Source organism: Bradyrhizobium sp. 23AC, from assembly GCF_054863025.1.
In genome coordinates, this window is record NZ_JAVAYN010000347.1 from 1 (window position 1) to 202 (window position 202).

Below are 202 nucleotides of genomic sequence, written 5' to 3' on the forward strand. Positions count from 1 at the left end.
CGTCGACGACGGTCAGCGGATGGCATCGCGTCCCGTTGGCGAGCGGCAGGTGACCCTTGAAGTCCATCTGCCACAGCGGGTTGGGAGCTTCCTTCTCGAAGCGATGCCCTGGATTGGGGGGCGCACTCTCGCTCGGTTTGACTTTGCCGTTCCGACACAGGATCTGGTGCACCGTCGACGGCACCGGCACCGCCTGGCCATC

1 pseudogene is annotated in these 202 nt (G+C 65.3%); it reads right to left on the minus strand.

Annotated features, from left to right (window positions below):
- Positions 1 to 202 (minus strand): annotated as a pseudogene (locus RAD10_RS42700) (IS481 family transposase); the annotation flags it as partial.